Consider the following 22739-nt stretch of genomic DNA (forward strand, 5'->3'; position numbering starts at 1 on the left):
TCATTCGATCGAGCTCATGACGTGCTTGATGCGGGTGTAGTCCTCGACCCCGTACGACGAGAGATCTTTGCCGTAGCCGGAGTTCTTGAACCCGCCGTGTGGCATCTCCGCGACGAGTGGGATGTGGCAGTTGACCCACACACATCCGAAGTCGAGACCGGCGGTCATGCGGCCGACGGTGCCGTTGTCGGTTGTCCACACGCTGGAGGCCAGGCCGTAACTGACGTCGTTCGAGAACTCCAGTGCCTGCGCCTCGTCGTCGAACGCCTGCACCGTGACGACGGGCCCGAAGGTCTCGTCCTGCACCAGCGAATCGCTCTGGCGGACTCCGGTGATCACCGTTGGTTCGACGTAGAAACCCTTGTCGCCCTTGCGTTTGCCACCAGTCACCACCGTGGCATGGGAGGGCACCGAGTCGAGTATCGAGGTCACCTTGGTGAAGTGGTTGATGTTGTTGAGCGGCGGCACCGTGGTGTCTTTTGCCTTCTCGATCAGGGCGTCGACGAACTTGTCGTGAATCGACGAATGCACCAGGATCCGCGTGACCGCCGTGCAGTCCTGGCCCGCGTTGAAGAACGACGCGTCGCCGATGCCGTCGACGGCCTTGTCGAGGTCGGCGTCGGCGAAGACCACTGCGGGCGCCTTCCCGCCGAGTTCGAGGTGAGCGCGCTTGAGGTTCTGCGCCGCCGACACCGCGACTGCGATACCCGCGCGAACGGAGCCGGTGATCGAGACCATGCTCGGTGTCTTGTGTCCGACGAGGGCGGCGCCGGTGGCGCCGTTACCGAGCACCACGTTGAGGACCCCGTCGGGCAGGATGCCCTTTGAGATCTCCGCCAGTACGAGCGTCGACTCAGGGGTGGTGTCCGAGGGTTTGAGCACGACGGTGTTGCCCGCCGCGATGGCGGGGCCGATCTTCCACAGCGCCATCATCAGCGGGTAGTTCCATGGCGTCACCTGCGCGACGACGCCGACCGGCTCACGCCGGACGTACGAGGTGAAACCCTCCATGTACTCACCGGCCGACTTGCCTTCGAGTAGGCGGGCCGCGCCGGCGAAGAAGCGGATCTGGTCGGCACCGACGGTCACCTCCTCATCGGCGATCTGGTCGTCGGGCTGGCCGGTGTTGCGAGCCTGCGCCGCGACCAGTTTGTCCGAGTTCGCCTCGATGGCGTCGGCAAACTTCAGCAGCGCGGTCTGCCGCGTCTTCGGTGTGGTCTTTCCCCAGCTCTCGAAGGCTTTCGCCGCGGCGGACATGGCGGCGTCGACATCGGCGTCCGACGAGATGGGTGAGGTACCTACCACCGATTCGTCCGTGGGGTTGATGAGGTCCAACGTCTCCGTGCCGGTGGACGCCACGAACTCTCCGTTGATGTAGTTCTTCAAGATCTGATTGGCCATATCACCAGGTCACTCTCGGTTGGGGGCGGATGGGAGAAGGGCGATGAGTTCAGTCTTCGCCGACGAGCCCGCGCGCGGACCTGACGGAACGTCCAGTCACTCTGCTCAGGCACTACCATTTGTCCAATGGGAGCGAAGTCTGTGCAGGTATGCGCCATGAATGGGCTCGGCAAAGTCGCGAAGCCATGACGACCACGGTGCGCTGGTTACTGGCCCAGCGTGATCTGCAGCTGACCCTTCTCGGCGGCGCAGCCGGTCAGGATCGCGACATCGACTGTGCACTCAGTTCGGAGCTGCCCGCACCGCACGAATGGCTTGCCGGCGGGGAGTTGTTGCTCACCACCGGGCTGCGTCTGCCCGCGTCGACCCATGACCGACGCGAGTATCTGACGCGCCTCGACGAGACCCGGATCGCCGGTGTCGGGTTCGGTGTCGGCCTCGGGTTCGACGACGTACCGGGAGATCTTGTCGAGATCGCCGACGATCTCGGACTGCCACTGATCAAGGTGCCGCTTCCGGTGCCGTTCTCGGCGATCGCTCGCACCGTCCTCGACCGCATCGCTGCGCAGCGGTTCGACCAGTTCGTGCGGGCGTCGCATACCCAGCCACGGATCACCCGTGCGGTGATCGCAGGCGGGATGCCGGCCGTCGTCCGCGAACTGGCCGATGCCATCGAGCAGACCGTCGTGCTGCTCGACCGGGAGCAACAGGTGGTCAGTGCTCGACCGCAGGCATTGTCCGGCGAGGAATTGGCGTCGGTGCGGGCTCAGATCAGCCGCGATCCGGCGGCGGCGAGTGGCGTCACCATGACCGACGAGCGGGTGATCACGGTCCAGCGGATCAGTGTGGCCGGCAGCGTCTTCGGGCACCTTGTCGTGCTCGGAGATACCCCGCTCGGCGACCTCGAACGGGTGCTGGTGGGTCATGCCACGTCCCTGCTCAGCCTCGAACATGCCAAGCCGGGACAGGTACTGCGCGATCAGCAAGCGCTCCACGCCGATGCGCTGACGATGGCGATGGCCGGGCCACCTCCGGCCGCGGCCCGCAACATCGTCTTGCGGGCCGCTGACCGCGAGGGTCGGGTACGTGCCGCCGTCGTGCAGTACTCCGGCGTCGGCGGTGCCCAGCGGGCCGCGGCGTCCATCGCCGTCGAACTCCAATCACGTTGGCGTCCGGTGTTTGTCGAGCAGAGTGGTAGCGAGGTGGTCGTCCTGCTACGGGGGGAGGACCAGCGCGGGTTCGCCGAATCGGTGCTCGGCATGGTCGGGGTCCAGGGCGCGCGAGGCGGCCTCGGAACCGTGGCGTCGGTCGACGAGATCGCCGACTCCGTACGGCAAGCCCGGCTCAGCTGTGTGGTCGCGGCGGAAGGAGAGGTGGTCGATCTGTTGGCGCAGGGGTCGGTGTTGTCTCTCGAACCGGTTCGTCGGGCCTTCAGCGGTGCCCACGACACTGTCCTCGGGCCGCTACTCGAGTACGACCGCACCCACGACAGTGGTCTCGTCGCGACCCTGCGCGGCTACCTGCTGGCCAATGGCCACTGGGAGACCGCCGCTGCGACGGTAGGGGTGCATCGGCACACGCTGCGTAACCGGGTCGACCGCATCGAGCGGTTGTTGCGCGTTGACCTCACGGACGCCCGGACCCGCGCCGAGTTGCTGCTGATCATCCTCGCCGACCCTCATTGACCCACCGCCCCACCCGTTTTTGCATGCGCCACTCGAAATAATCGATGGGTGGCGCAAAAACGGGTGGAAGGCTCTGGTGCGGGACGGCATTCGCTGCCGAAGTCGGAGGAAGTCACAGTTCCTCCGACTGTCGTCACGTCCTCCGGTTGCAGTCGGAGGATGTGGCTGGTGTCGGAGGAAGTATCAAATCCTCCGGTTTTGCCGGGCTTCCATAAGACTTGTTCCGCCAGCAGCGAAGTTGCAGCGCCGATTTACGCGCGCGGCTGCGGACCAGCGGGCCAGCCGAGTTTGACTGTGTCAACGTGATCGAATGCATCGTTAGTGCACGGTTGCATCGAATCGTGATCAGCGTCGCCATACAGTGGGTCATATTCCACGGCGTACCAATCGCCGAACACCGAGCCATGCGGGACGATTCGTGCGCCGCTCTGTTTTACGGGAGGGGAGTTGCCATCGCGTCTCTACACAAGGGCAAAAGACTGCATGAGGCCGTGGCCGTCGGAGCGTTGAGACGGGGTGGGGTCGGCGGCAGCCCTGGAGTCGAGTAGCAGCCCACAACCCTAACGGCCCCGTCAGACAATGTCGAAACGTTGGTAATGCGTCGGTATATGACGCCGTAGGCGGGTGCACGGGAAAGTAGGTTCTCGACGTCGAGCGTCCGTGCCGCGGCCACGGCGGGGGCCAGCGCGTCGGCATACCCGGTATATGAAGCGTCGTAGCTGCCTACGAAATAGCGCAGATGGCTGGCTTCGATGAAGGCACGAATAAAAGTGCCGTCGGCTGAGCCAAAGTCGACTGCATCGGTTTGCAACCACCGTTCCTGGTACCGGAGTTCGTCTGGTGTGGGATAGCCACCGTCCCCGGATGGTTGCGCGGATTGAGGCATCTCGATTCCGCTCGCGCAACTTGTGGACAGGGCGATTGTGAAACCCAGCGCCAGAACGGCGAACCAAGAGCTACGGGTCGGGTGCCGATGGGGGCTTTGATGGATCGCATGGGGTCGGAACAGTGCCTCATCTACTGCGAATTGTTCCCCCACAAAAGCCCCCCGGCCTCGATCGTCTTCACAAATCGTAATCCATGCCGGGACGAATCTGATGCCGCGACCCTGCCCACCCGTTTCAATCGCTTCTCACGCACGTGGCTGCGCGACGGCTGGCCAGCCAAGTTTGACGGTGTCGTCGGGGTCAAGGGCGTTGGAGTAGCACATCTGCGTAGAGGTTGGGTCGGTTCTGTTGTACAGGGGGTCGAAGTCGATTGCTCGCCAATCGCCGAACACCGATTCGAGTGGAGCTGCCCGGGGGCCGCGTTGTTCCGATGGCGGGAGCTTTCCTGCGCGCTGGTAAGTGAGAGCATACGAGTGCTGGTATGCGTGTTCGGGCTCGGTCGTGGCGGGAGGTGCTGGTGGAAGGCCGGTCGTCACGTCGCAACCAACGACTCGAACTGTGTTGCCCGGAAGGTTTTCGATACTGACAATGCGGCGATATACAGTTCCGTACGCGGGCCGTGGTTTTCGCGGAAAATCTGTCAGTGACCCTGCCGGTTGAGCTGCTGCTGCGTAGCCAGGGTAGGAGGCTTCAGGACTTCCGGCGAAGAATGCGAGCAGTTGGGCCTCGACGAAGGCTCGAATGAATGTTCCGTCGGTCGTATTGAGGTCGAGTGTTTCTGTCTGGAGCCAACGCTCGTCGTACTTACGCTCTTCTGGAAGGGAATAGCCCTGAACGCCGGCAGTGCTGGTGGCGGTGATTCGCGCTGGCTCAGACGTGGGGTCTGTGCAACTCGACGTGAGCGTCATCAGAACCAGGCTGATCGCCGCGAGCATGAGTTTAGTAGTGCGTGGGGCGATCCCACGTTGTTGCCGGTGCTCAGTCGAACCACACGCAGTGTGCGGGGAAGTTGTCTCCACTGACCTGCCGCGGGCTGCCACTTCGAGTGGCCAGATGCCGGCTACCGCTTTCGGCGTATGGTTTTGCTCGGTCGATAAAATTGTGTCGCTCCGCAGGGTTTGGTGTTTCACAAGCCTGCGTCCGGCCAGCCAGGGGACGGCGGCAGTGGAGTGAACGGGTCGGATTGCTTCTGCGGTTTGTGCGGCGGAAGGAGTGGTAGCCCCCTTACATCGTCTTGGCACTGCTGGACGAGGGATGGTTGTACGTCGTAGGAATCAGCGGGAAAGAGTTCGAACGAGGTTGTCTTCCAGCCGCCGAAGACGTTGAGTGCTGGCGCGCGCCGCGACCCACGTTCGCCTGCTGGGGGATCTGCGTCAGCGGTGGTGAAAGTAATGCTAATCGGGATGGGCTTCCAGGATGAGTACCACCAAGTCTTCTTGCTGAATACCGTCCCCTCGCCGTATCGACAAAGGGTGATTGTTGTTGAGCTGGGGCCGGATAGGCGCCGGAGCAGCCGGTAAAATTGTGTAGCCCTGTAGTCAACTCCGAGCTGATTGGTCTTGAGCATCTGTTCTATGTTGGGGGGAGATGCGTCTGCGAATCCGGGATAGCCCCATTCGGTGCCGATCCCGTCACGGGCAAGTTCGTAGGATTCGACGTAGGCGCGTACGAAGGTTCCTTCGGAGCTCAGTGGGTCGAACTCCGGGGTGGTTATCCATCGGAATGAGAGATCGATTCCACGTGGCTGCTTGTGCTCGGTTGGGCTGGGCATTGTGCTGAGGCTTGGAGTCGTCGAACCGCAGCCAGTGAGAAACAGTAGGCAGATTACAGTCGCTGTACTGAACGTGAACCGTACTTTCTGCATTCTACTCATTCCAATCAAACGCCTTGCCGTCTTCACGACCAACCATGTAGAGACTTATGCTGTCTCCGAATAGATTGCGGACGTGCCCGTCGAAGTCGTCGGAGTTAGTGCCTGCCAAATCAATGGATCCGTCAGCGGTGAAGTACGGCTGAAACCTCGGATCTTCCCGGATGGCTGGATTCTTCTCAGCGTATCCCGCCAGCATGTCTTTGTATCGCTCTGTCGGCCCAACCGCCTCGTTCAGTTCGTTCTTCAGCGTCGTGTATCGATCGTTAGGCGTCACGTCGCTGGGATTTGGCGGGTCGCCCAGTATTTCGCTCTTCGCGAAGGGCGCGAACGTATCCAGCAGCGCTTTGGCGATTGGGGGAGTCCCTGGGATCGACCCAAGTAGACCCTTAGTTGAGTCGAACATGTAGCCGTTCTTCGTGTACTCCTGCGTGGCTGCGTAACGCTGATCGTCCGTGTCCTCGACGGTTTGGAGGGCGAGACCTGAATACATCGAGTTTTCGAGCCGTCCGGCAACAGTTCCGAGTGGGTTGTCTTCGGGGTGCTGCGCAAAGGTGTATTCCAGGTAGTTGATCGTCTGTGCTGCAGCGGTGTTGATTGTTCGACCTGCTTCGGCGTCTGTGTCGAGAACCTGGAAGAGCTTGGCCATCTGGTCCCCGTTCTCCAATTTGTCGGCTCCGCTGGTTACGAACAGGTCGTCGCGTGCACCCGCGAGATCACCGAGCTGAGGAGCCAGGGCATTGGCAAGTGTGCGGGTCAGCTCCGGATTCACCTCTCCAAGTGCTTTGTCGCCGTTGACGTCAATGAGCGACGCGGTCTGGTCTGCGATGATCCTGGTGAGTTCACTGCCGGATTCACCAGCCCGCCACGACTCCGCGACGGTATTCGCCGAAGAGCCCTCGGGCGCTGCCGCGGAATCACCGATCCACTTGAACAGATTGTTGGGGCCGGAGTCTTCGCCGCCGGTTCCATCGGCCCAATCGAAGGTCATCAGATCGGCCATGGACTTGCTCGCGTTGTAATCACCGGTCGTACCGTCGATGTTGATGGTGTCTGGCATGACGGAATACGTACCCGGACCACCCTCGCGCCCGGTCATCAGAGCGTCGTGGACCGCAATGTGGTCGTTGCCAGCAACGTGAGTCGTCTTTTCCAGGACCTCCCGTATGTCGGAGAACCTCGTGAACTCGGTGCCGGTCCCGTAATGCGCGGCGGGGTCGATTGCCGCCGCGGCGATTTCGCTGCTACGCACGATCAACGCGCGATCGATGTCACTGCCGAGTTGCATGTTCGGATCACCGTGACCGAGGACGTCGGCGATGGATCCGAGCTGTTCCAGGGTTGGGAAATCGTGGGTGTCAAAGGACGCGCTGCTTTTGGCGGCATGGGCCGTGACCGAACTCTCACGGGTGGCTTGCTGCGTCAGCGGATCCCGAATCGCACTGGGCACCTGCGACAGCCCGCCACGGATGTAGGAGGGTGGCGCAGGCTGACCGGTGACGTTGCTGACGATCGGACCGAACCAGTTGTCCACCTGCTGATCCGTCCGCACATGGGGATTCGACAGCAACTGCAGCCCGTCGGCCAGCGCGGCTTTCATCGCCGGATCACTGCCGCCGAAGGCGGTGAAGCCTTCCAGCCCTTGCTTGTTCAGCTCACCGTAGAAGCCCTGTAGGTACTCGAATTGGCCTTTGGTGATCACCGCATCGTTGCCTTGGATCAGGGCATCGCGCTGCTCGGGCGACAGATCGGTTGCGGCTTCGAACCTCGCTTTCTGTTGCGGGGTGGCGGTGCCGCCTGCGATTGCCGCGACATCGCGTGCGGCCTGCTGCCTCGACATCCCCGCGGTGAGGGGAGCGTTGACTTCGGCATTGCTGAACGCGTCGGCCAACGCCGTCGCACCGGCCTGATCGTCGATGCCCATCTGGTCGGCGAGGGCCTGCAGCGAAATCGTCGAATTGATGGCGTCGTTGATTCGGCGGTCTCGCTCGGCGATCAGTTTGTTGTATTCGGCGCTGCCCTGCTCGGCTGCTGCGATGGCTCCTGCGTAGTTTCGCGTCTCGTGGACGGACCAGTCGTCGTCCACCCGGAAGTCGTCCTGTTCGAGGCCGTCGACCCGCGACAAGGCGGTGGATCGGTTCGGCGAGATCGCGTTGGCGGTGTTGTTCAAGATGTTTCCGGCGCGGTCGATGTCGGAACCGAGTTTGTTGATCTCAGCCTGGTCGGACAATGCGCGTTGCTCACAGGCACGCTGCGATTCACCGACCCATTTCCCGGCCGCGTCCTGCGCGGCGTCGAGCATCGTCTGCGTCTGGGTCCGCAGATCGGACGCACCGTCGATGAGGCCGGCGGCCTGTGTCCGCAGCGCCGACAGATTCCACCCGGTCACGGTGGACTTGGAGGGCCGCCCCATCAGAAGTCGCCCAACGCGCGGAACCCGCTCGCCGACTCCTCCTCGGTATCGATCAGCTCATTGCCGGTGTCTGTGCAGGCGTTGCCGATCTGCTCGACGCGGCCCGCAGCCCTGCTCAACAAGTCGACCAAGAGATCGTCTTTGCCCGCGCAGGCACCCGCGAGGGCCGACCCGGTCATCGCGGTCGCCACTGCTGCGAACCCGGGTGCCACCGTGATCCCGCGGACCTCACCGGCGATGGTGGTCATCTTGGTGCCGACCCCGTGAATGGTGTCGACTTCGTCAACCGCGAACAATTCCCCCACAACAAGCCCCCCGGCCTCGATTGTTTTCACGAAGCTTAAACCAGCCCTCCGACGCTGACCCGTCGAGGCACGCGAGCCCCGATGATGTGCTGTTGTGGCGGCCCCCACCTGGGAAAACGTTTGCCAATAGAGCCCATCATCGGGAGGGCGAGGGTTGCATGGGACGGGTCACATCACAGCGTTTGCCACACTGGAGGTCGTGTCGTATGCCACCGATCGTTCAGCGCAGCTCTTCGAGCGCGCCTCCCGTGCCATTCCAGGCGGCGTCAACTCGCCCGTCCGAGCCTTCAGCGCCGTCGGAGGAACCCCCCGGTTCATCTCCAGTGCCTCGGGTTACCGACTGAACGACGCCGACGGCAACAGCTACGTCGACCTGGTCTCGAGCTGGGGGCCGATGATCCTCGGCCATGCCCACCCCGCGATCGTCGAGGCGGTACAGCAGGCCGCGACCACGGGTCTGTCGTTCGGAGCGCCGACCGAGGCGGAGATCGACCTCGCCGAGGAGATCATCAAGCGCGTCGATCCGGTGGAGCAGGTTCGCCTGGTCAACTCCGGCACCGAGGCGACGATGTCGGCGGTCCGGCTCGCGCGCGGATTCACCGGCCGCACGAAGATCATCAAGTTCTCCGGCTGCTACCACGGACACGTCGACGCCCTGCTCGCCGACGCGGGCTCCGGCGTCGCCACGCTGGGCCTGCCGACCTCGCCCGGCGTCACCGGCGCACAGGCCCAGGACACCATCGTCCTGCCGTACAACGACCTCGACGCCGTCCGCGAGACGTTCGCGACCTACCCCGGCGAGATCGCCGCGATCATCACCGAGGCCGCCGCGGGCAACATGGGCGCGATCGCCCCGCACGACGGCTTCAACCAGGGTCTCAAGGACATCACGTCGAAGGACGGCGCACTGCTGATTATCGACGAGGTGATGACCGGCTTCCGCGTGAGCAAGGCGGGCTGGTTCGGACTCGAAGGTGTGGCGGGCGACCTCTACACCTTCGGGAAGGTGATGAGTGGAGGCCTGCCTGCCGCTGCGTTCGGCGGCCGCGCCGAGATCATGGCCTACCTCGCTCCGGCCGGCCCGGTCTACCAGGCAGGCACCCTGTCCGGAAACCCTGTTGCGGTTGCCGCCGGGCTCGCGACCCTGCGGCACGCCGACGACGCCGTCTACGCCGCACTCGACGCCAATTCCAGGCAACTGGGCGACCTCATCGGCGAGGCTTTGACGGCCGAGGGTGTGGGCCACCGGGTGCAGTACGCCGGAAACCTCGTGAGCGTGTTCTTCACTACTGACCCGAGCACGCCCATCACCGACTACGCAGGCGTCAAGAACTCCGAGACCTGGCGTTTTGCGCCGTTCTTCCACGCGATGCTCGACGCGGGGGTCTACCCGCCGCCGAGCGCCTTCGAGGCCTGGTTTGTATCCGCGGCGCTGAACAAGGATGCTTTCGGTGTCATCGCCGATGCACTTCCGGCGGCTGCGACCGCAGCTGCACGTGCTCGGAAGGAGAATTGATGCAGCAGCGCACCATCGTGCACATGATGCGGCACGGGGAAGTACACAACCCCGACGGCATCCTCTACGGTCGCCTTCCGGGTTTCCACCTGTCCGACCTCGGCGCCGCGCAGGCACAGAAGGTCGCCGACGCGCTCGCCGATCACGACATCACCCACGTTTTCGCCTCACCGTTGCAGCGTGCCCAGGAGACGGCGACCCCGGTTGCGACGTCCCACGGACTGGAGATCATCACCGACGACGGGCTCATCGAGGCCGACAACACCTTCGAAGGCCTGCGGGTCTCGGTCGGCGACGGCGCTCTGCGACGTCCTCGGCACTGGGCAAAGCTCCGCGACCCGTTCACCCCGAGCTGGGGCGAGCCGTACATCCAATTGGCCCATCGCATGCTGGCGGTGGCCAACAAGGCCCGCGAAGAAGCCAAGGGTCATGAAGCGATCTGCGTCAGCCACCAGTTGCCTGTCTACACGCTCCGCAGATTCCTTGAAGGACAACGCCTCTGGCACGATCCGCGTAAGCGGCAATGCTCGCTCGCGTCGTTGACGAGCCTGTTGTACGACGGTGATGCGTTGGTTGACATCGTGTACTCCGAACCGGCCGGTGCCTCGGATCCGCTCGCCACGGGAGCCTGAGGGAGCCCGGTAGATTCTGATGGAGCAGTAGATCTTGATGGAGTCCGGCCGTGAGCGCAGCGATACGCGCATGTTGGCCCCTTTGGGTTGGCGACTGTGTTGGTTGGTCGTCCTCGCCGTCGCCACGCTCGTCGTGATGACCGCGTGTAGCACCGGTGACGACGCTGTGCGACAGGGCGATACGTTCGAGTTCGTCTCACCGGGCGGCAAGACCGAGATCTTTTACGATCCGCCCGCCGAGCGCGGCACCGTGTCGAACATCTCGGGGCCCGATCTGCTCGACGAGAACAAGACGATCAGCCTCGACGACTTCGCAGGTCAGGTGGTCGTGATCAACGTATGGGGCTCATGGTGCGGGCCCTGCCGGGGTGAGGCAGAAGCACTCGAAGAGGTGTACGCCAACACGAAGGCCTCCGGAGTCGCGTTCCTGGGCATCGACTTCCGCGACCGCAAGGATTCGGCGCGAGACTTCGTCGAAGACCGCCAGGTCACCTACCCCTCGATTTTCGACTACCCGGGACGCACACTGGCCAAGCTCACGACCCCGACCTCGGTGGTTCCCACCACACTGGTCCTCGACCGCGACCACCGGGCTGCGGCAGTGTTCCTCAAGGCGATCACTGCCGAAGAGTTACAGCCGGTTGTCGAGCGGATCGCCGCCGAGAAGAGCTGACTGCAGTGATCTCGGCGACGACCAACCTCGCGGGTGTGGGAGAGAGCTTCTCCGACACCGTCTCGAGCGGTCCGCTGTTGCTCGCCCTGGGTGCCTGCATGCTCGCCGGCCTGGTGTCGTTCGCCTCACCGTGCGTGGTCCCGCTGGTGCCCGGATACCTGTCGTACCTCGCAGGCCTCGTGGGTGCCGAGGCGCCGGCGACCTCCCCGCAGGAATCGCGGAAGGCGGGACGGCTCAGGGTCACCGGTGCCGCGTTGCTGTTCGTGCTCGGGTTCACGGTCGTGTTCGTGCTGGCGACCGCGTCGGTCTTCGGGATCACCAGCGCATTTGTCCTCAATCGTGAACTGCTGCAACGCATCGGCGGCGTGGTCACGATCATCATGGGTCTGGTCTTCATCGGGCTCATTCCCATCCTGCAGCGCGACGCCCGTTTCCATCCGCGTCTGGTGTCGAATCTCGTCGGGGCCCCGCTGCTCGGCGCCGTCTTCGCACTCGGCTGGACGCCGTGCCTGGGACCGACGCTCGCCGCGGTCATCACCACCGCCAGTGGAACCGAGGGCGCCACCGCGGCTCGCGGGGTCACGCTGATCATCTTCTACTGCCTCGGCCTGGGGTTGCCGTTCGTGTTGCTCGCGTTCGGTTCGGCCTGGGCTCTGCGGGCTGTGGGCTGGATGCGGAACCACGCCCGGGCCATCCAGGTATTCGGAGGTGTACTACTGGTTGTCGTGGGCGTGGCACTGGTGACCGGACTGTGGGATCAATTCATCGTCTGGGTCCGCGACGCGTTCGTCACCGACACGGTGCTGCCGATATGACGGCCACCGCGACCCGATCGCCACAGCCGGGCAAGCTCCCGCGGCCCAATCCGATCAAGCGTTACGTCCTCTGGCCTGCACGTAACCTGTGGCGCTCGCTGACGTCGATGCGCACCGCACTGGCCCTGCTGTTCCTGCTGGCCCTGGCGGCTGTTCCCGGCGCGCTGCTGCCGCAGCGGTCCTTGAACGAGACGAAGACCGAGCAGTACATCGCCGATCACGGTTTCGTCGGCGAATTGTTCGACAAGATCGGTATGTACGAGGTCTTCTCGAGCATCTGGTTCACCGCGATCTACGCGCTGTTGTTCATCTCACTCGTGGGCTGCCTCACGCCTCGGATGATCGAGCACGCCAAGTCACTACGCGCCCGACCCGTGCCCGCACCGCGCAACCTGGCGCGCCTGCCACGCCACGAGAGCCACGAGATCGACGGCACCCCCGACGAGATCGCCGCCAAGATCAACGGTGGGCTGCGCGGTTGGCGCAAGACCACCCGCACCGTCGAACGCAAGCAGGCCGACGGCACCGTGGTCACCGTCGTCGAGGTCTCCGCCGAAAAGGGATACCTGCGCGAGTTCGGCAACCTGGTGTTCCACTTCGCCCTGCTCGCCCTGCTGGTCTCGATCGCAGCGGGCAAGATGTTCGGCTACGAGGGCACCCGCATCCTGGTGGCAGACGGACAGGAAGGCCTCTGCAACACCTCGACCGCGGTGTACGACTCGTTCCGTGCAGGCAACCTCGTCGACGGCACCAACCTGAACGAGTTCTGCATGCAGATCGACTCCTTCGACGCCGACTTCCTGCCCAGCGGCCAGCCCGACATGTACAGCGCGAAGATCCGCTATCAGGTCGGCGAGGACATCGACAACGATGAGTGGCAAGAGAGCGACGTCCAGGTCAACCATCCGCTGCGCATCGCAGGCGACCGGATCTACCTCCTGGGCAACGGCTTCGCTCCGACCTTCACCGTCACGTTCCCGAACGGGGAGACCCGAACCCAGACGGTGCCGTTCCAGCCCAACGAACTACAGACGATGATGTCGAGCGGCGCCGCCCGCTTCGACACCCCCGCAGGGCTCTATCCCAACGAGGACGAGCGTCGTAAACACCAGATCGCGCTCGAAGGGCTCTTCGCCCCGACCGCGGTATTCCACGGTGGCCTGATGACGTCGTCGTTCCCACTCCCCGAGAATCCCGCCGTGGCCATCGACGTCTACCAGGGCGACACCGGCCTCGACACGGGCCGGCCGCAGAACGTCTTCAGCCTGGACGTCAACTTGATCAACCAGGGCCGGCTGCTCAAGAAAGAGCGCGTCAACCTGCAGCAAGGAGAACAGACGCGACTCGAAGACGGCACCACGGTGCAGTTCGACGGGTACCAGCGGTGGGTCTCGCTACAGGTCTCGCACGACCCGGCGCAGAACTGGGTGCTGGTGTCGGCGATCGCGATGCTTGCCGGTCTGCTGGTCTCGCTGCTGATCAAACGTCGCCGCGTCTGGGCGAGGATCACGCCGCTGACCGAGTCGCGGTCCGGGGATGCTGCTCCGCGAGCCCCGACGTCTGCGGAGGAACCGGCTTCTCAGAGCCAGGTCGATCCCTCTACTCTGGATGTGCGACGGTCTGTAGTAGAGATGGCCGGCCTCGCCCGCACCGACCAGGCCGGTTGGGGTGAGGGTTTCCCGGACATGGTGGCCGATCTACTGGGCCTCGAACGCACGAAGACCCCGAGCGGCAAGTAGACCGCCGAGCGGCACGAGCACGAAGTGAGAAGGATGCACGAGATGAATCACTGGGAGAAGGTGACCGATGGACGTCGATGAGACCCTGTCCCGGTATTCGGATCTGTGTTACGGCACAGCGCTGACCGTCTACGTGCTGGCGATGATCATGTTCCTGGCCGCGCTCGCGAGCAAACGGCAGGTCGTAGAGAAGGCCGACCAGCTCGTCGGCGCGGGTGGCCCGACGCCGGTGACGGCCGGCGACGTCCGGACCCCGGGCAAGCTCGAATCTTCCGGCAAGGCACCGCTCGGCGACCGCCTTGCGAAGATGGCCTACGGCGTCGTCTTGCTCGCCACAGTGTTGCAGATCGGCTCGATCGTGTTGCGCGGCTTCGCAACCGGGCGCGCTCCGTGGGGCAACATGTACGAGTTCGTCTCGATCGCCTGCGCCGCGGGCATGGTGGCCGCGCTGGTGGTCTTGCGCAAGCGCGAGTACCGCCCGCTGCTCGGATTCGTGTTGCTGCCCGTGGTGGTGCTGCTGTTCATCGCAGGCACCTATCTCTATACGAACGCCGCACCGGTGGTCCCGGCGCTGAAGTCGTACTGGCTCGCGATCCACGTCTCGATCGTCGCGGTGGGCTCCGGAGTGTTCCTGGTTTCCGGTGTGGCCAGCATTCTCTACCTGCTCAAACTGAAGTACCCGAACCCCAGTGACAAGTTCTGGGGCCGGGTACTGCAGCGGGTCCCGTCGGCGCAGACTCTCGATCGGCTGGCCTACAAGACGGTGGTGTTCGCGTTCCCGCTGTTCGGTCTCGGCGTGATCTGCGGTGCCATCTGGGCCGAAGCCGCGTGGGGTCGTTTCTGGGGTTGGGATCCCAAGGAGACGGTGTCGTTCATCGCCTGGGTGATCTACGCCGCGTATCTGCACGCCCGTGCCACCGCCGGATGGCGGAACACGGCTGCGGCATGGATCAACATCGCCGGTTTCGTGGCCATGCTGTTCAACCTGTTCATCATCAACCTGGTGGTGTCCGGCCTGCACTCGTACGCCGGACTGTAAAGCGGCTACGCCACGCGGTCGTTCTGCTGCTTCTTGACGACCTTGAGGAGTTCGATCACCACGTCGAGGGTGTCGGTCGAAATCGCTTCATGTCGGAATGCCGCGAGGTGGGCGCCGGTCTCGGCTGCCATCTGCACGTACTCGCGCTGCTGTTCCACCCGTTTGAGATCCTCATCCGGATCGGTGAGGAAGTAGGTCACGCTGATCTCGAATGCACGAGAGATCGCTTCGACGGTCCGGAACGACGGGGTCTTTGCCTTCCCGGTACGCAGTTGCGAGATGTAGGCGTCGCTCAGCGTGTAACCGAGCTGGTTCGCCTTCAGCGCAATCTTCTTGCCGGTGTAGGGGATTCCGTTCTCATCGCGAACTGTGTTGAACAGTTCGTTCAGGTGGTCGGCAAAGCTTTTTCCGTCGTGTACAGCAGCCACTTCTCTCACTCCCAGACCTCTGATTTGACTACAGCGGTGTGCCGCGGTCGAACTAGATTGAGACTCTACCTTTAAAGGTCGCAAAGTGGCTACCGGGATGACCCAACTTATGTCGGTTCGTCAAAGTTAATCTGAAGTCGGTTTATAGTGAACTTTTCTCACCGGCTCGTCGCCAGAACCTTGGACAAAGGGTCAACGATTACTGGACGGTTGTGCAGGTCAGTCGGTAGAACTGGGCCGATCGTCACCGTCTGCCCGATATTTCGGATCTTTATCGCGCGCCTTGCGGTCCAGGTCATTGAGAAATTCGAGATCGTCATCCGGACCAACCGGTCCGCGAGGCATCTGGCGTCGCGTCGGACGGGTTTCACCTTCTCCGCGTCCTGCCACCGCGTCCGGGCCGAAAGCGCGCCAGGCCAGGTACGTCAGTGCCAACAGGCCGATGATGGCAAGCAGGTAGATCATTGCGGCACCTCCAGAATCAAAGCCGACAAACCCAGGCTACGGGAGGCGGCAAGTGCACATACGCGAGCACGCCGACCGCAGAGTGCGATCGGCGTGCTCGGGTGCTGATGAAGCGGCGCTCGATGGGTGAGAAAGTGTGTTCTCAGGCCCCGTGGGCGGGGGTGCGGCGATTGAGTAGCTCGACGACGTCGGCTTCGCGGAAGCGACGGTGACCACCGGGCGTACGGATGGCGCCGAGCAAACCGGAGCTGGCCCAGCGTGCAACGGTCTTCGGGTTCACGTTGAACATGGCGGCGACCTGGCCGGGCGTCAAGGTGTGCTGGCTAGCTGTCTGTGGACTGAGAGCCTGGGGGCCGAGGGACTGGGGGCTCAGGGATGAGGCTCCGGGGGTGCCGGGGCTGGGCAATCTCGGTCCAAGGGGGCTTGCAAAGGTCATCGCTGCTCCTATCGAGTCTGGCCTTTCGTGCTGCGCCGTGACACCTGACGGCGTCTGTCGGTGGCGCATCGTTGTACGTGCCGCTCCTGCAGGGCTGCGGGAGACCGCGACTCATGGTTACACCCAAATGCCCAGGTATTCGAATAGTTAGCTGTTAGTAAAGGGATTGCAAAGGTGGACGTTTCGGGCTCTCCCGGAGGTCGAAGTAAGGTCATGGGCGTAAGCGGAGAAGAGCTCGGCCCCCCAAACGGCATGAACTCAGAAGGTATGAACCCAGAAGGCGAGAAACCAGTGGCCAAGAAACCATCGGCGAAGAAGCAGACTCCTGCGGCGCCTGTCTCGCCGTCGCCGGGAGCCGGCCGACGGCTCGCGGTGGACTTGGCGTTGTTCACTGGAGCGCGTATCGCTCTGGTCATCGCGCTGGCGGCCGGTATCTACCTGCTCGGGAACGTCGTGGGCATCGACGTGCCGGTCCTCGTCGCCGCATTCTTCGCGGTGATCATCGCGCTCCCGTTGGGGATGGTGCTCTTCAAGGGCCTGCGTGATCGCGTCAACGTCGGCATCGCCACCGTGGACGCCGGCCGCAAGGCGCAGCGCGAGAACCTCACCGCGCGGTTGCGCGGCCAGGAATCCTCCGGCCGGGAATCTTCTCAGGTCGATGGCAAGTCCAAGGATTCTGGCAAGTCATGACAACCAGGGGCGGACCGGTGAGCGCAGCAGGAGTACCTCGCACACTCGATGTGGATCACCGGTTCGACCGCGGCTGGGTGGACAACGCGGTCCGCCTGATCGACGCCGACGCCACCCGTAGCGCAGATACGCATCTGCTGCGATACCCACTGCCGGACTGGTCCCGGTGGGACACCGACGCGGGCAACACCGGCATCTCGCTGTACCTGAAGGACGAAAGCACCCACATCACCGGATCGCTCAAGCATCGACTTGCGCGGTCACTGTTCCTCTATGCCCTGTGCAACGGCTGGATTCTGAGGGGGACCACCGTCATCGAGGCCTCGTCGGGGTCGACTGCGGTGTCCGAGGCCTACTTCGCCCAGCTGATCGGGGTGCCGTTCATCGCCGTCATGCCTCGGACCACGTCGCCGGCGAAAGTCGCGCTGATCGAGCGCCGCGGCGGTCGTTGCCACTTCGTCGACCGCTCCGACGAGGTGTACTCGGAGGCTCAGCGGCTCGCCGACGAAACGGGCGGGCACTTCATCGACCAGTTCACGATGGCCGAGCGGGCCACTGACTGGCGCGGCAACAACAACATCGCCGAATCGATCTTCACCCAGCTCGCCCAGGAGGAGTACCCGGTGCCCACCTGGGTCGTCGTCGGTGCAGGCACCGGTGGCACCTCCGCGACCATCGGGCGGTTCATCCGCTACCGCAGGCATCAGACCTGGCTGTGTGTGGTCGATCCGGAGAACTCGGCCTTCTTCCCGGCCTACCGGGACGCCGACCCCGAGGCAGGTTCTGACACCGGCTCACGTATCGAGGGCATCGGTAGGCCGCGCGTCGAACCATCCTTCATCTCGCAGGTCATCGACCGCATGATGTCGGTCCCCGACGACGCCAGTATCGCGACTGCGCGCCGGGCCAGTGAGACCCTCGGCAGGCGGGTCGGCGGCTCGACAGGCACGAACCTGTGGGGGGCACTGCGGCTGATCGCCGAGATGCGGGCGCAGCGTCGACCGGGAAGTGTTGTGACACTGTTGTGCGACGGCGGTGATCGCTACTCCGGAACGTATTACAACGACGAGTGGCTGGCCGAAAAAGGCCTGGACCTCGGCCGTGCAGAGGGGATGCTGGATGAGTTCTTCACCACCGGAGAGTGGAGTGAGTGAACAGTCGCAGACTGTCGGGGCGCACGCGCCGGGCGCTCGTCCCATGGTCGAGGCGGTCGATCTGGTGCGCGAATACCGGATGGGCGAGCAACGCGTCCGGGCGCTCGACGGCCTGAACCTGACCCTGCAGGCCCGGCAGTTCGTTTCGATCGTCGGACCATCCGGGGCGGGTAAGAGCACGCTACTGCACGTGCTCGGCGCTCTCGACGTGCCGGATTCGGGGTCCATCGTCGTCGACGGACTCGATCTCGGGTCGCTGTCCGAAGAGCAGCAGTCCGAGTTCCGCAGGCATCGGGTCGGATTCATCTTCCAGTTCTTCAACCTGATACCCACCATGTCCGCGTGGGAGAACGTGGCCCTGCCGAGGTTGCTGGACGGAAAGTCGTTGAGGTCGGCCAAATCCGAGGCCATCGCACTGCTCGAACGGGTGGGGCTGGGCGACCGCGAGAAGCACCGCCCGTCGGAGCTCTCCGGTGGACAGATGCAGCGGGTGGCAATTGCCCGCTCACTGATCATGAGTCCGCGGATCGTGCTCGCCGACGAACCGACCGGCAACCTCGATTCTCATACGGGCGAATCGATCCTCGAGCTGTTGACCGAGGTGAGCCGCGAAGGCGACGGCAGGCTCGTGGTGATGGTCACGCACGACAACAAGGCGGCCGCACACGCCGATCGGACGATCACCGTGCGGGACGGGAAGATCGAGGAGTGAACCTGCCACGGCCACTGGGATCTCTCGGTGCAGGATTCACCAGGATCAGGCTCGTCAACATACGTGAGCTCCTCGGGCACCGGCTGCGGGTCACCACCTCGCTGCTCGTGGTCGTCGTCGCCTCGGCGCTGCTGGTGGCGGTTCTCGGTACCTACGGCTCGCTGACGGCGTCGGTGCAGAAGCTGAGCGCGACCATCTCCGGCACCGCTGATCTCGAGATCGCTGGCATCGTCGACTCCGGGGTGAGCGATGAGCTGTTGGGGGAGATCCGTCGTGACGCGCCTGCCGCAAGAAGCGTTGTGCCACTGATCAACAGCCCCGTATTCGTCGATGGTGAACGAACCACCGTGTTGGGCAGCGACAACAACATCACCGCCATCAGCGGCGGGCTGCGTGATGCGGTGTCGCAAGCGGCGGGTGGTGAAGGGACCGATCTCACCACGCTGATGTCAGGCATCAGTGTCGGGAAGGCCACCGGACTGCAGCAGGGGCAACAGGTTTCGATCAACGGGGTCGAGACCACGGTCACCACGGTGATCGACGCTCCCGAGGCAGACACCATCAATGGTGGACGGTTCATCTTCGCCTACCTGGGACTGGCGCAGGAACTGACCGCCCACGAGGGCCGGGTCGACTCGATCCTGGTCACCAAAGAACCCGGGACCACCACCGACCAGTTGCGTGAGCAGCTGAACTCGGTGGTCCAGGGCCGCGCCGTCGTCGTCAACCCCGATTTCCGGGCAAAGCAGGCGGAGACCGCGAGCTCGGTGACCCGGAACTCGACCTTGCTGGTCTCGCTGATCTCACTGGTGATCGCGGGATTCCTGGTGTTCAACACCATGAACATGGCGGTGGCGTCGCGACGGTCGTCCATCGCGATGATCCGCGCGCTCGGCGGCAGACGCGGTCCGCTGGTCGCCGACCTGATCGGTGAGGCAGCGTTGTTCGGCTTGGTGGGTGGGCTGATCGGTGTCCCGGTCGGCATCTTGGCCGGGCGGTGGGCGATCGCGCAACTGCCCGACATCTTGTCGTCGTACGGCGCCACGGTCGAGTTCGGACTGCCGATCTATGCCGCTCCGGCCGCGGTCATCGCGTGCGTACTGGCCTGTTGCGGCGCAAGCGTATTGGCCGCGCGGTCGGTGTTCACGGTGTCGCCGATCGAGGCGATGTCGAGCAGTGCTGCCGCCGGCTCACCAGCGGGCCGCGGGGTCGCGGTGAAGGTGTGCGCGGTCCTGGGGATCGTGTTGATCGTCCTCGGCGTGATCATGGCGAACACGATCAAAGGACAGGTCGTCGCGACTGCCGGCATCGTGTTCTGTCTCGGCATGCTGCTGGTGGCGTTTGCGATCACCAAGCCCCTGGTCGCCGCCGTCAGTGCATTGGCCGGCCGATTGGGCGGCCCAGGCACCCTCAGTGCCGTCAACACCGAGCGCGCACCGCGTCGGGCGTGGGCGACCCTGATGACGGTCGCCGTCGCGATCACGGTGGGACTGTGCACCTCTGGTGTCATGAACAACCTGGTGTCGTCGATCACGAACTCGTTGGACGGGTTGGCCGACACCGATTTCTACGTGTCGTCGCAGGAGAAGTCGAGCATCCCGGACGGCCCGATCATCGATCCGGCGGTCGGCTCCGCGGTCTCGCAGCTACCCGGCGTCGAGCGGGTGGTCGGCGGGCAGTGGGCGTCGATCAACGTCGGTGAGTCCCGGGTGATGTTCCAGGGCTTGAGTCCCGGCACGAGTGCGCCGTTCATCCGCAAGGGCTCACCGGAAGTGATCGATGAAGTACTCGCAGGTCGTGGCATCATCATGTCGCGAACCCTGGCGGGCAACCTCGGGGTCGCGACCGGTGACGACGTCGAGATCGCCTCTCCCACCGGCTATCACACCTTGCCTGTGCTGCAGCTGGTCGACTATGTGACCGTCAACTCCGGTACCGCCGCGATCTCGCACGACCTGCTGTCGGAGTGGTTCAACCGCCCGGGCGACACCTTCTTACAGGTGACGGCAGCGCCCGGCGTCGACAAGGAGCAGTTGCGAGGCGAAATCGAAGCGGCCGCCGCGGGCGCCACGACGATGCCGATCAACGTCTACACCGGCCAGGAGGGCCTCGACGCGACCAAGGCATCGGTCGAACAGTCCGGTGCGTTCGCCATCGCCATTCAATGGATTGTCGCGGTGGTCGCGGCCATCGCGCTGCTCAACACGCTGCTGTTGTCGGTGATCGAGCGCAGACGCGAGTTGGGTGTGCTGCGCGCGATGGGGGCGTCGAGAAAGTTCGTGCAGAGGATGGTGCTCGCCGAAGCGGCAGCTGTCGCCGCGGTCGGATCTCTGCTCGGAGTCGTGATGGGCACGGGGCTGCACATCGTCGGCAACAAGATCCTCACGCAGACGACGTCGGTGCAGGTGCAGTATTCGCCGCAACTGGTCATCGGTCTGTATGTCGTCACGGCCTTTGCCCTCTGTTTCGCCGGCGCCTTCTTCCCCGCCGCCCGCGCCGGCCGGATGAACATCAGCGAAGCAATACTCACCGAGTAATCCCCCAACCCCGATGATGGGTCCTCAGTGTGACTCTTGTGTTGCCGCTCTGGCGGTGGTTGGGTCCTGATCACCTGGTGTTTGGCTCTTGATGGGCCTACCGGCATCACCATCAAAGGGTGAGGTCTGGTCTCCAAAAGTTGTGCCAACACCAGGTGTGATGGACCGACCGATGTGGCTTGATAGGAGCGTGGCACCGCCCCCAACTGAGGATTGCCCACCGGCCGGCCCAACCGTCCCTGTCCCTGTTTCTGAATCAGGAGGCAACCACCATGGTTGTTGTTGGAGTCGATGTACACAAGTCCACTCACACATTCGTCGCCGTCGATTCCGTCGGCAAGAAGCTAGGCCACCTCACCTCTGCGGCCACCACCGAAGGGCACCACACAGCGATCAACTGGGCACTCACCGAGTTCGGTGGCGATCTGGTGTGGGGTATCGAGGACTGCCGGCAGATGTCGACCCGCCTCGAGCGCGACCTGCTCGGCGCCGGCCAGACCGCGGTGCGCGTACCCACCAAGTTGATGGCCCAAGCCCGCTCCAGCGCTCGCACCCGCGGCAAGTCAGATCCCATCGACGCCCTGGCCGTGGCGCGAGCGGTACTACGCGAACCGGACCTGCCCGCCGCTGGCGCCGACCCCCAATCCCGCGAGTTACGGCTCCTCGTCGACTACCGGGAAGTCGCTGTCGCCCAACGCACTGCGTCAATCAACCGACTGCTGTGGCGGGTCCATGAGATCAATCCCGCCTACGCTCCCAAACCCCGGTCGCTGAGCATGAACAAGCACCAAAAAATACTCGCCACCCATCTCGCGAACCACACCAGCCTCCTCGCCGACATCGCCCGCGCGGAACTCGACGACATCATCTCGCTGACAGCCCGGATCAACAAGCTCGCCACCGAGATCGGCAAGCGAGTACGCCAACTGGTGCCGACCTTGCTCGAGTTGCCCGGCTGTGCCGAACTGACCGCCGGCAAAATCGTCGGCGAAACCGCCGGCATCTCCCGCTTCCGCTCCGCCGACGCCTACGCCAGCTACGCCGGCACAGCACCCATCCCCGTCTGGTCCGGCAACAGCGCCGGCCGCGTGCGACTACCCCGACACGGCAACCGACAGCTCAATACCGCACTGCACCGCATCGCCCTGACCCAAATCCGCCTCGAAGACTCCGACGGCTACACCTACTACCGCAACCGCCTCGCCGCCAACGACACCAAAACTTCAGCCCTACGGTGCCTGCGACGACGACTCATCCGCACCGTCTACCAACGACTCACCACCGACGCCCACACGCACCCCGCACCGACCGAACAAGCCGCCGCTTGACATAGGAGCAACTT

20 protein-coding genes are annotated in these 22739 nt (G+C 64.0%); 12 read left to right on the forward strand and 8 right to left on the reverse strand.

Annotation, left to right across the window (positions count from 1 at the left end; all coding sequences use genetic code 11):
* Window positions 1-1401 carry an aminobutyraldehyde dehydrogenase gene (locus BH683_RS16250; protein WP_084837295.1) on the reverse strand — a complete coding sequence of 467 codons (1401 nt, stop codon included), beginning with the start codon at window positions 1399-1401 and terminating at the stop codon, window positions 1-3.
* Between the two features lie 185 nt (window positions 1402-1586).
* On the opposite strand from BH683_RS16250, the gene BH683_RS16255 reads away from it, so the two are divergent.
* Entirely contained in the window at window positions 1587-3086 is a 1500-nt protein-coding gene (locus BH683_RS16255; RefSeq protein ID WP_084837296.1) for a PucR family transcriptional regulator ligand-binding domain-containing protein, read from the forward strand.
* A 1132-nt stretch (window positions 3087-4218) separates the two neighbouring features.
* On the opposite strand, the gene BH683_RS16260 is transcribed toward BH683_RS16255, so the two are convergent.
* The 4 genes from BH683_RS16260 to BH683_RS16270 form a co-directional block, all read right to left on the reverse strand.
* The gene (locus tag BH683_RS16260; protein WP_084837297.1) at window positions 4219-4908 is read right to left on the reverse strand and encodes a hypothetical protein; all 690 of its coding nucleotides are present in this window, start codon (window positions 4906-4908) and stop codon (window positions 4219-4221) included.
* 191 nt (window positions 4909-5099) lie between these two features.
* Complete coding sequence (locus BH683_RS28430) at window positions 5100-5744, reverse strand: hypothetical protein (protein WP_143696071.1); 645 nt, start codon at window positions 5742-5744, stop codon at window positions 5100-5102.
* A 94-nt stretch (window positions 5745-5838) separates the two neighbouring features.
* Window positions 5839-8256, reverse strand: a complete 2418-nt coding sequence (locus BH683_RS16265; protein ID WP_084837298.1) for a hypothetical protein — start codon at window positions 8254-8256, stop codon at window positions 5839-5841.
* The gene (locus BH683_RS16270; RefSeq protein ID WP_084837299.1) at window positions 8256-8591 is read right to left on the reverse strand and encodes a hypothetical protein; all 336 of its coding nucleotides are present in this window, start codon (window positions 8589-8591) and stop codon (window positions 8256-8258) included. The genes BH683_RS16265 and BH683_RS16270 overlap by 1 nt, the downstream gene beginning before the upstream one ends.
* 160 nt (window positions 8592-8751) lie before the next feature.
* Between BH683_RS16270 and hemL the strand changes: the two genes are divergently transcribed.
* The 6 genes from hemL (at window position 8752) to ccsB (ending at window position 14975) form a co-directional block, all read left to right on the forward strand.
* Window positions 8752-10077 carry a glutamate-1-semialdehyde 2,1-aminomutase gene (gene hemL, locus BH683_RS16275; RefSeq protein WP_210405230.1) on the forward strand — a complete coding sequence of 442 codons (1326 nt, stop codon included), beginning with the start codon at window positions 8752-8754 and terminating at the stop codon, window positions 10075-10077.
* Window positions 10077-10709: a histidine phosphatase family protein gene (locus BH683_RS16280; protein ID WP_084837300.1), complete on the forward strand. Its 633-nt coding sequence runs from the start codon at window positions 10077-10079 to the stop codon at window positions 10707-10709. Before hemL ends, BH683_RS16280 begins: the two co-directional genes overlap by 1 nt.
* Before the next feature lie 136 nt (window positions 10710-10845).
* Window positions 10846-11382, forward strand: a complete 537-nt coding sequence (locus tag BH683_RS16285; protein ID WP_246833419.1) for a TlpA disulfide reductase family protein — start codon at window positions 10846-10848, stop codon at window positions 11380-11382.
* On the forward strand, window positions 11379-12197 hold the full coding sequence (locus BH683_RS16290; RefSeq protein ID WP_084837302.1) for a cytochrome c biogenesis CcdA family protein: 819 nt from the start codon (window positions 11379-11381) through the stop codon (window positions 12195-12197). Before BH683_RS16285 ends, BH683_RS16290 begins: the two co-directional genes overlap by 4 nt.
* Window positions 12194-13936, forward strand: coding sequence for a cytochrome c biogenesis protein ResB (locus BH683_RS16295; RefSeq protein WP_084837303.1), 1743 nt, complete (start codon window positions 12194-12196; stop codon window positions 13934-13936). The genes BH683_RS16290 and BH683_RS16295 overlap by 4 nt, the downstream gene beginning before the upstream one ends.
* 67 nt (window positions 13937-14003) lie before the next feature.
* Window positions 14004-14975, forward strand: coding sequence for a c-type cytochrome biogenesis protein CcsB (gene ccsB / locus BH683_RS16300; protein ID WP_084837304.1), 972 nt, complete (start codon window positions 14004-14006; stop codon window positions 14973-14975).
* 5 nt (window positions 14976-14980) lie between these two features.
* Here ccsB and BH683_RS16305 read toward each other — a convergent pair whose 3' ends face one another.
* The 3 genes from BH683_RS16305 to BH683_RS16315 all read right to left on the reverse strand — a co-directional run bounded on the left by BH683_RS16305 (window position 14981) and on the right by BH683_RS16315 (window position 16304).
* The gene (locus tag BH683_RS16305; RefSeq protein ID WP_084837305.1) at window positions 14981-15403 is read right to left on the reverse strand and encodes a helix-turn-helix transcriptional regulator; all 423 of its coding nucleotides are present in this window, start codon (window positions 15401-15403) and stop codon (window positions 14981-14983) included.
* A gap of 219 nt (window positions 15404-15622) precedes the next feature.
* Window positions 15623-15868, reverse strand: a complete 246-nt coding sequence (locus BH683_RS16310; RefSeq protein ID WP_084837306.1) for a hypothetical protein — start codon at window positions 15866-15868, stop codon at window positions 15623-15625.
* 142 nt (window positions 15869-16010) lie between these two features.
* On the reverse strand, window positions 16011-16304 hold the full coding sequence (locus tag BH683_RS16315) for a BldC family transcriptional regulator (protein ID WP_246833414.1): 294 nt from the start codon (window positions 16302-16304) through the stop codon (window positions 16011-16013).
* A gap of 291 nt (window positions 16305-16595) precedes the next feature.
* On the opposite strand from BH683_RS16315, the gene BH683_RS16320 reads away from it, so the two are divergent.
* From BH683_RS16320 to BH683_RS16340, 5 genes are all read left to right on the forward strand, one after another.
* Window positions 16596-16994: a DUF4229 domain-containing protein gene (locus BH683_RS16320; RefSeq protein ID WP_308203594.1), complete on the forward strand. Its 399-nt coding sequence runs from the start codon at window positions 16596-16598 to the stop codon at window positions 16992-16994.
* Window positions 16991-18148: a PLP-dependent cysteine synthase family protein gene (locus BH683_RS16325; protein ID WP_084837308.1), complete on the forward strand. Its 1158-nt coding sequence runs from the start codon at window positions 16991-16993 to the stop codon at window positions 18146-18148. The genes BH683_RS16320 and BH683_RS16325 overlap by 4 nt, the downstream gene beginning before the upstream one ends.
* A 43-nt stretch (window positions 18149-18191) precedes the next feature.
* Window positions 18192-18860, forward strand: coding sequence for an ABC transporter ATP-binding protein (locus BH683_RS16330; RefSeq protein WP_084837309.1), 669 nt, complete (start codon window positions 18192-18194; stop codon window positions 18858-18860).
* Entirely contained in the window at window positions 18857-21397 is a 2541-nt protein-coding gene (locus tag BH683_RS16335; protein WP_084837310.1) for an FtsX-like permease family protein, read from the forward strand. The genes BH683_RS16330 and BH683_RS16335 overlap by 4 nt, the downstream gene beginning before the upstream one ends.
* Before the next feature lie 272 nt (window positions 21398-21669).
* Window positions 21670-22725, forward strand: a complete 1056-nt coding sequence (locus BH683_RS16340) for an IS110 family transposase (protein WP_084834247.1) — start codon at window positions 21670-21672, stop codon at window positions 22723-22725.
* Window positions 22726-22739 lie beyond the last annotated feature (14 nt).

Source organism: Williamsia sp. 1138 (assembly GCF_002095435.2).
Classification (GTDB): domain Bacteria; phylum Actinomycetota; class Actinomycetes; order Mycobacteriales; family Mycobacteriaceae; genus Williamsia.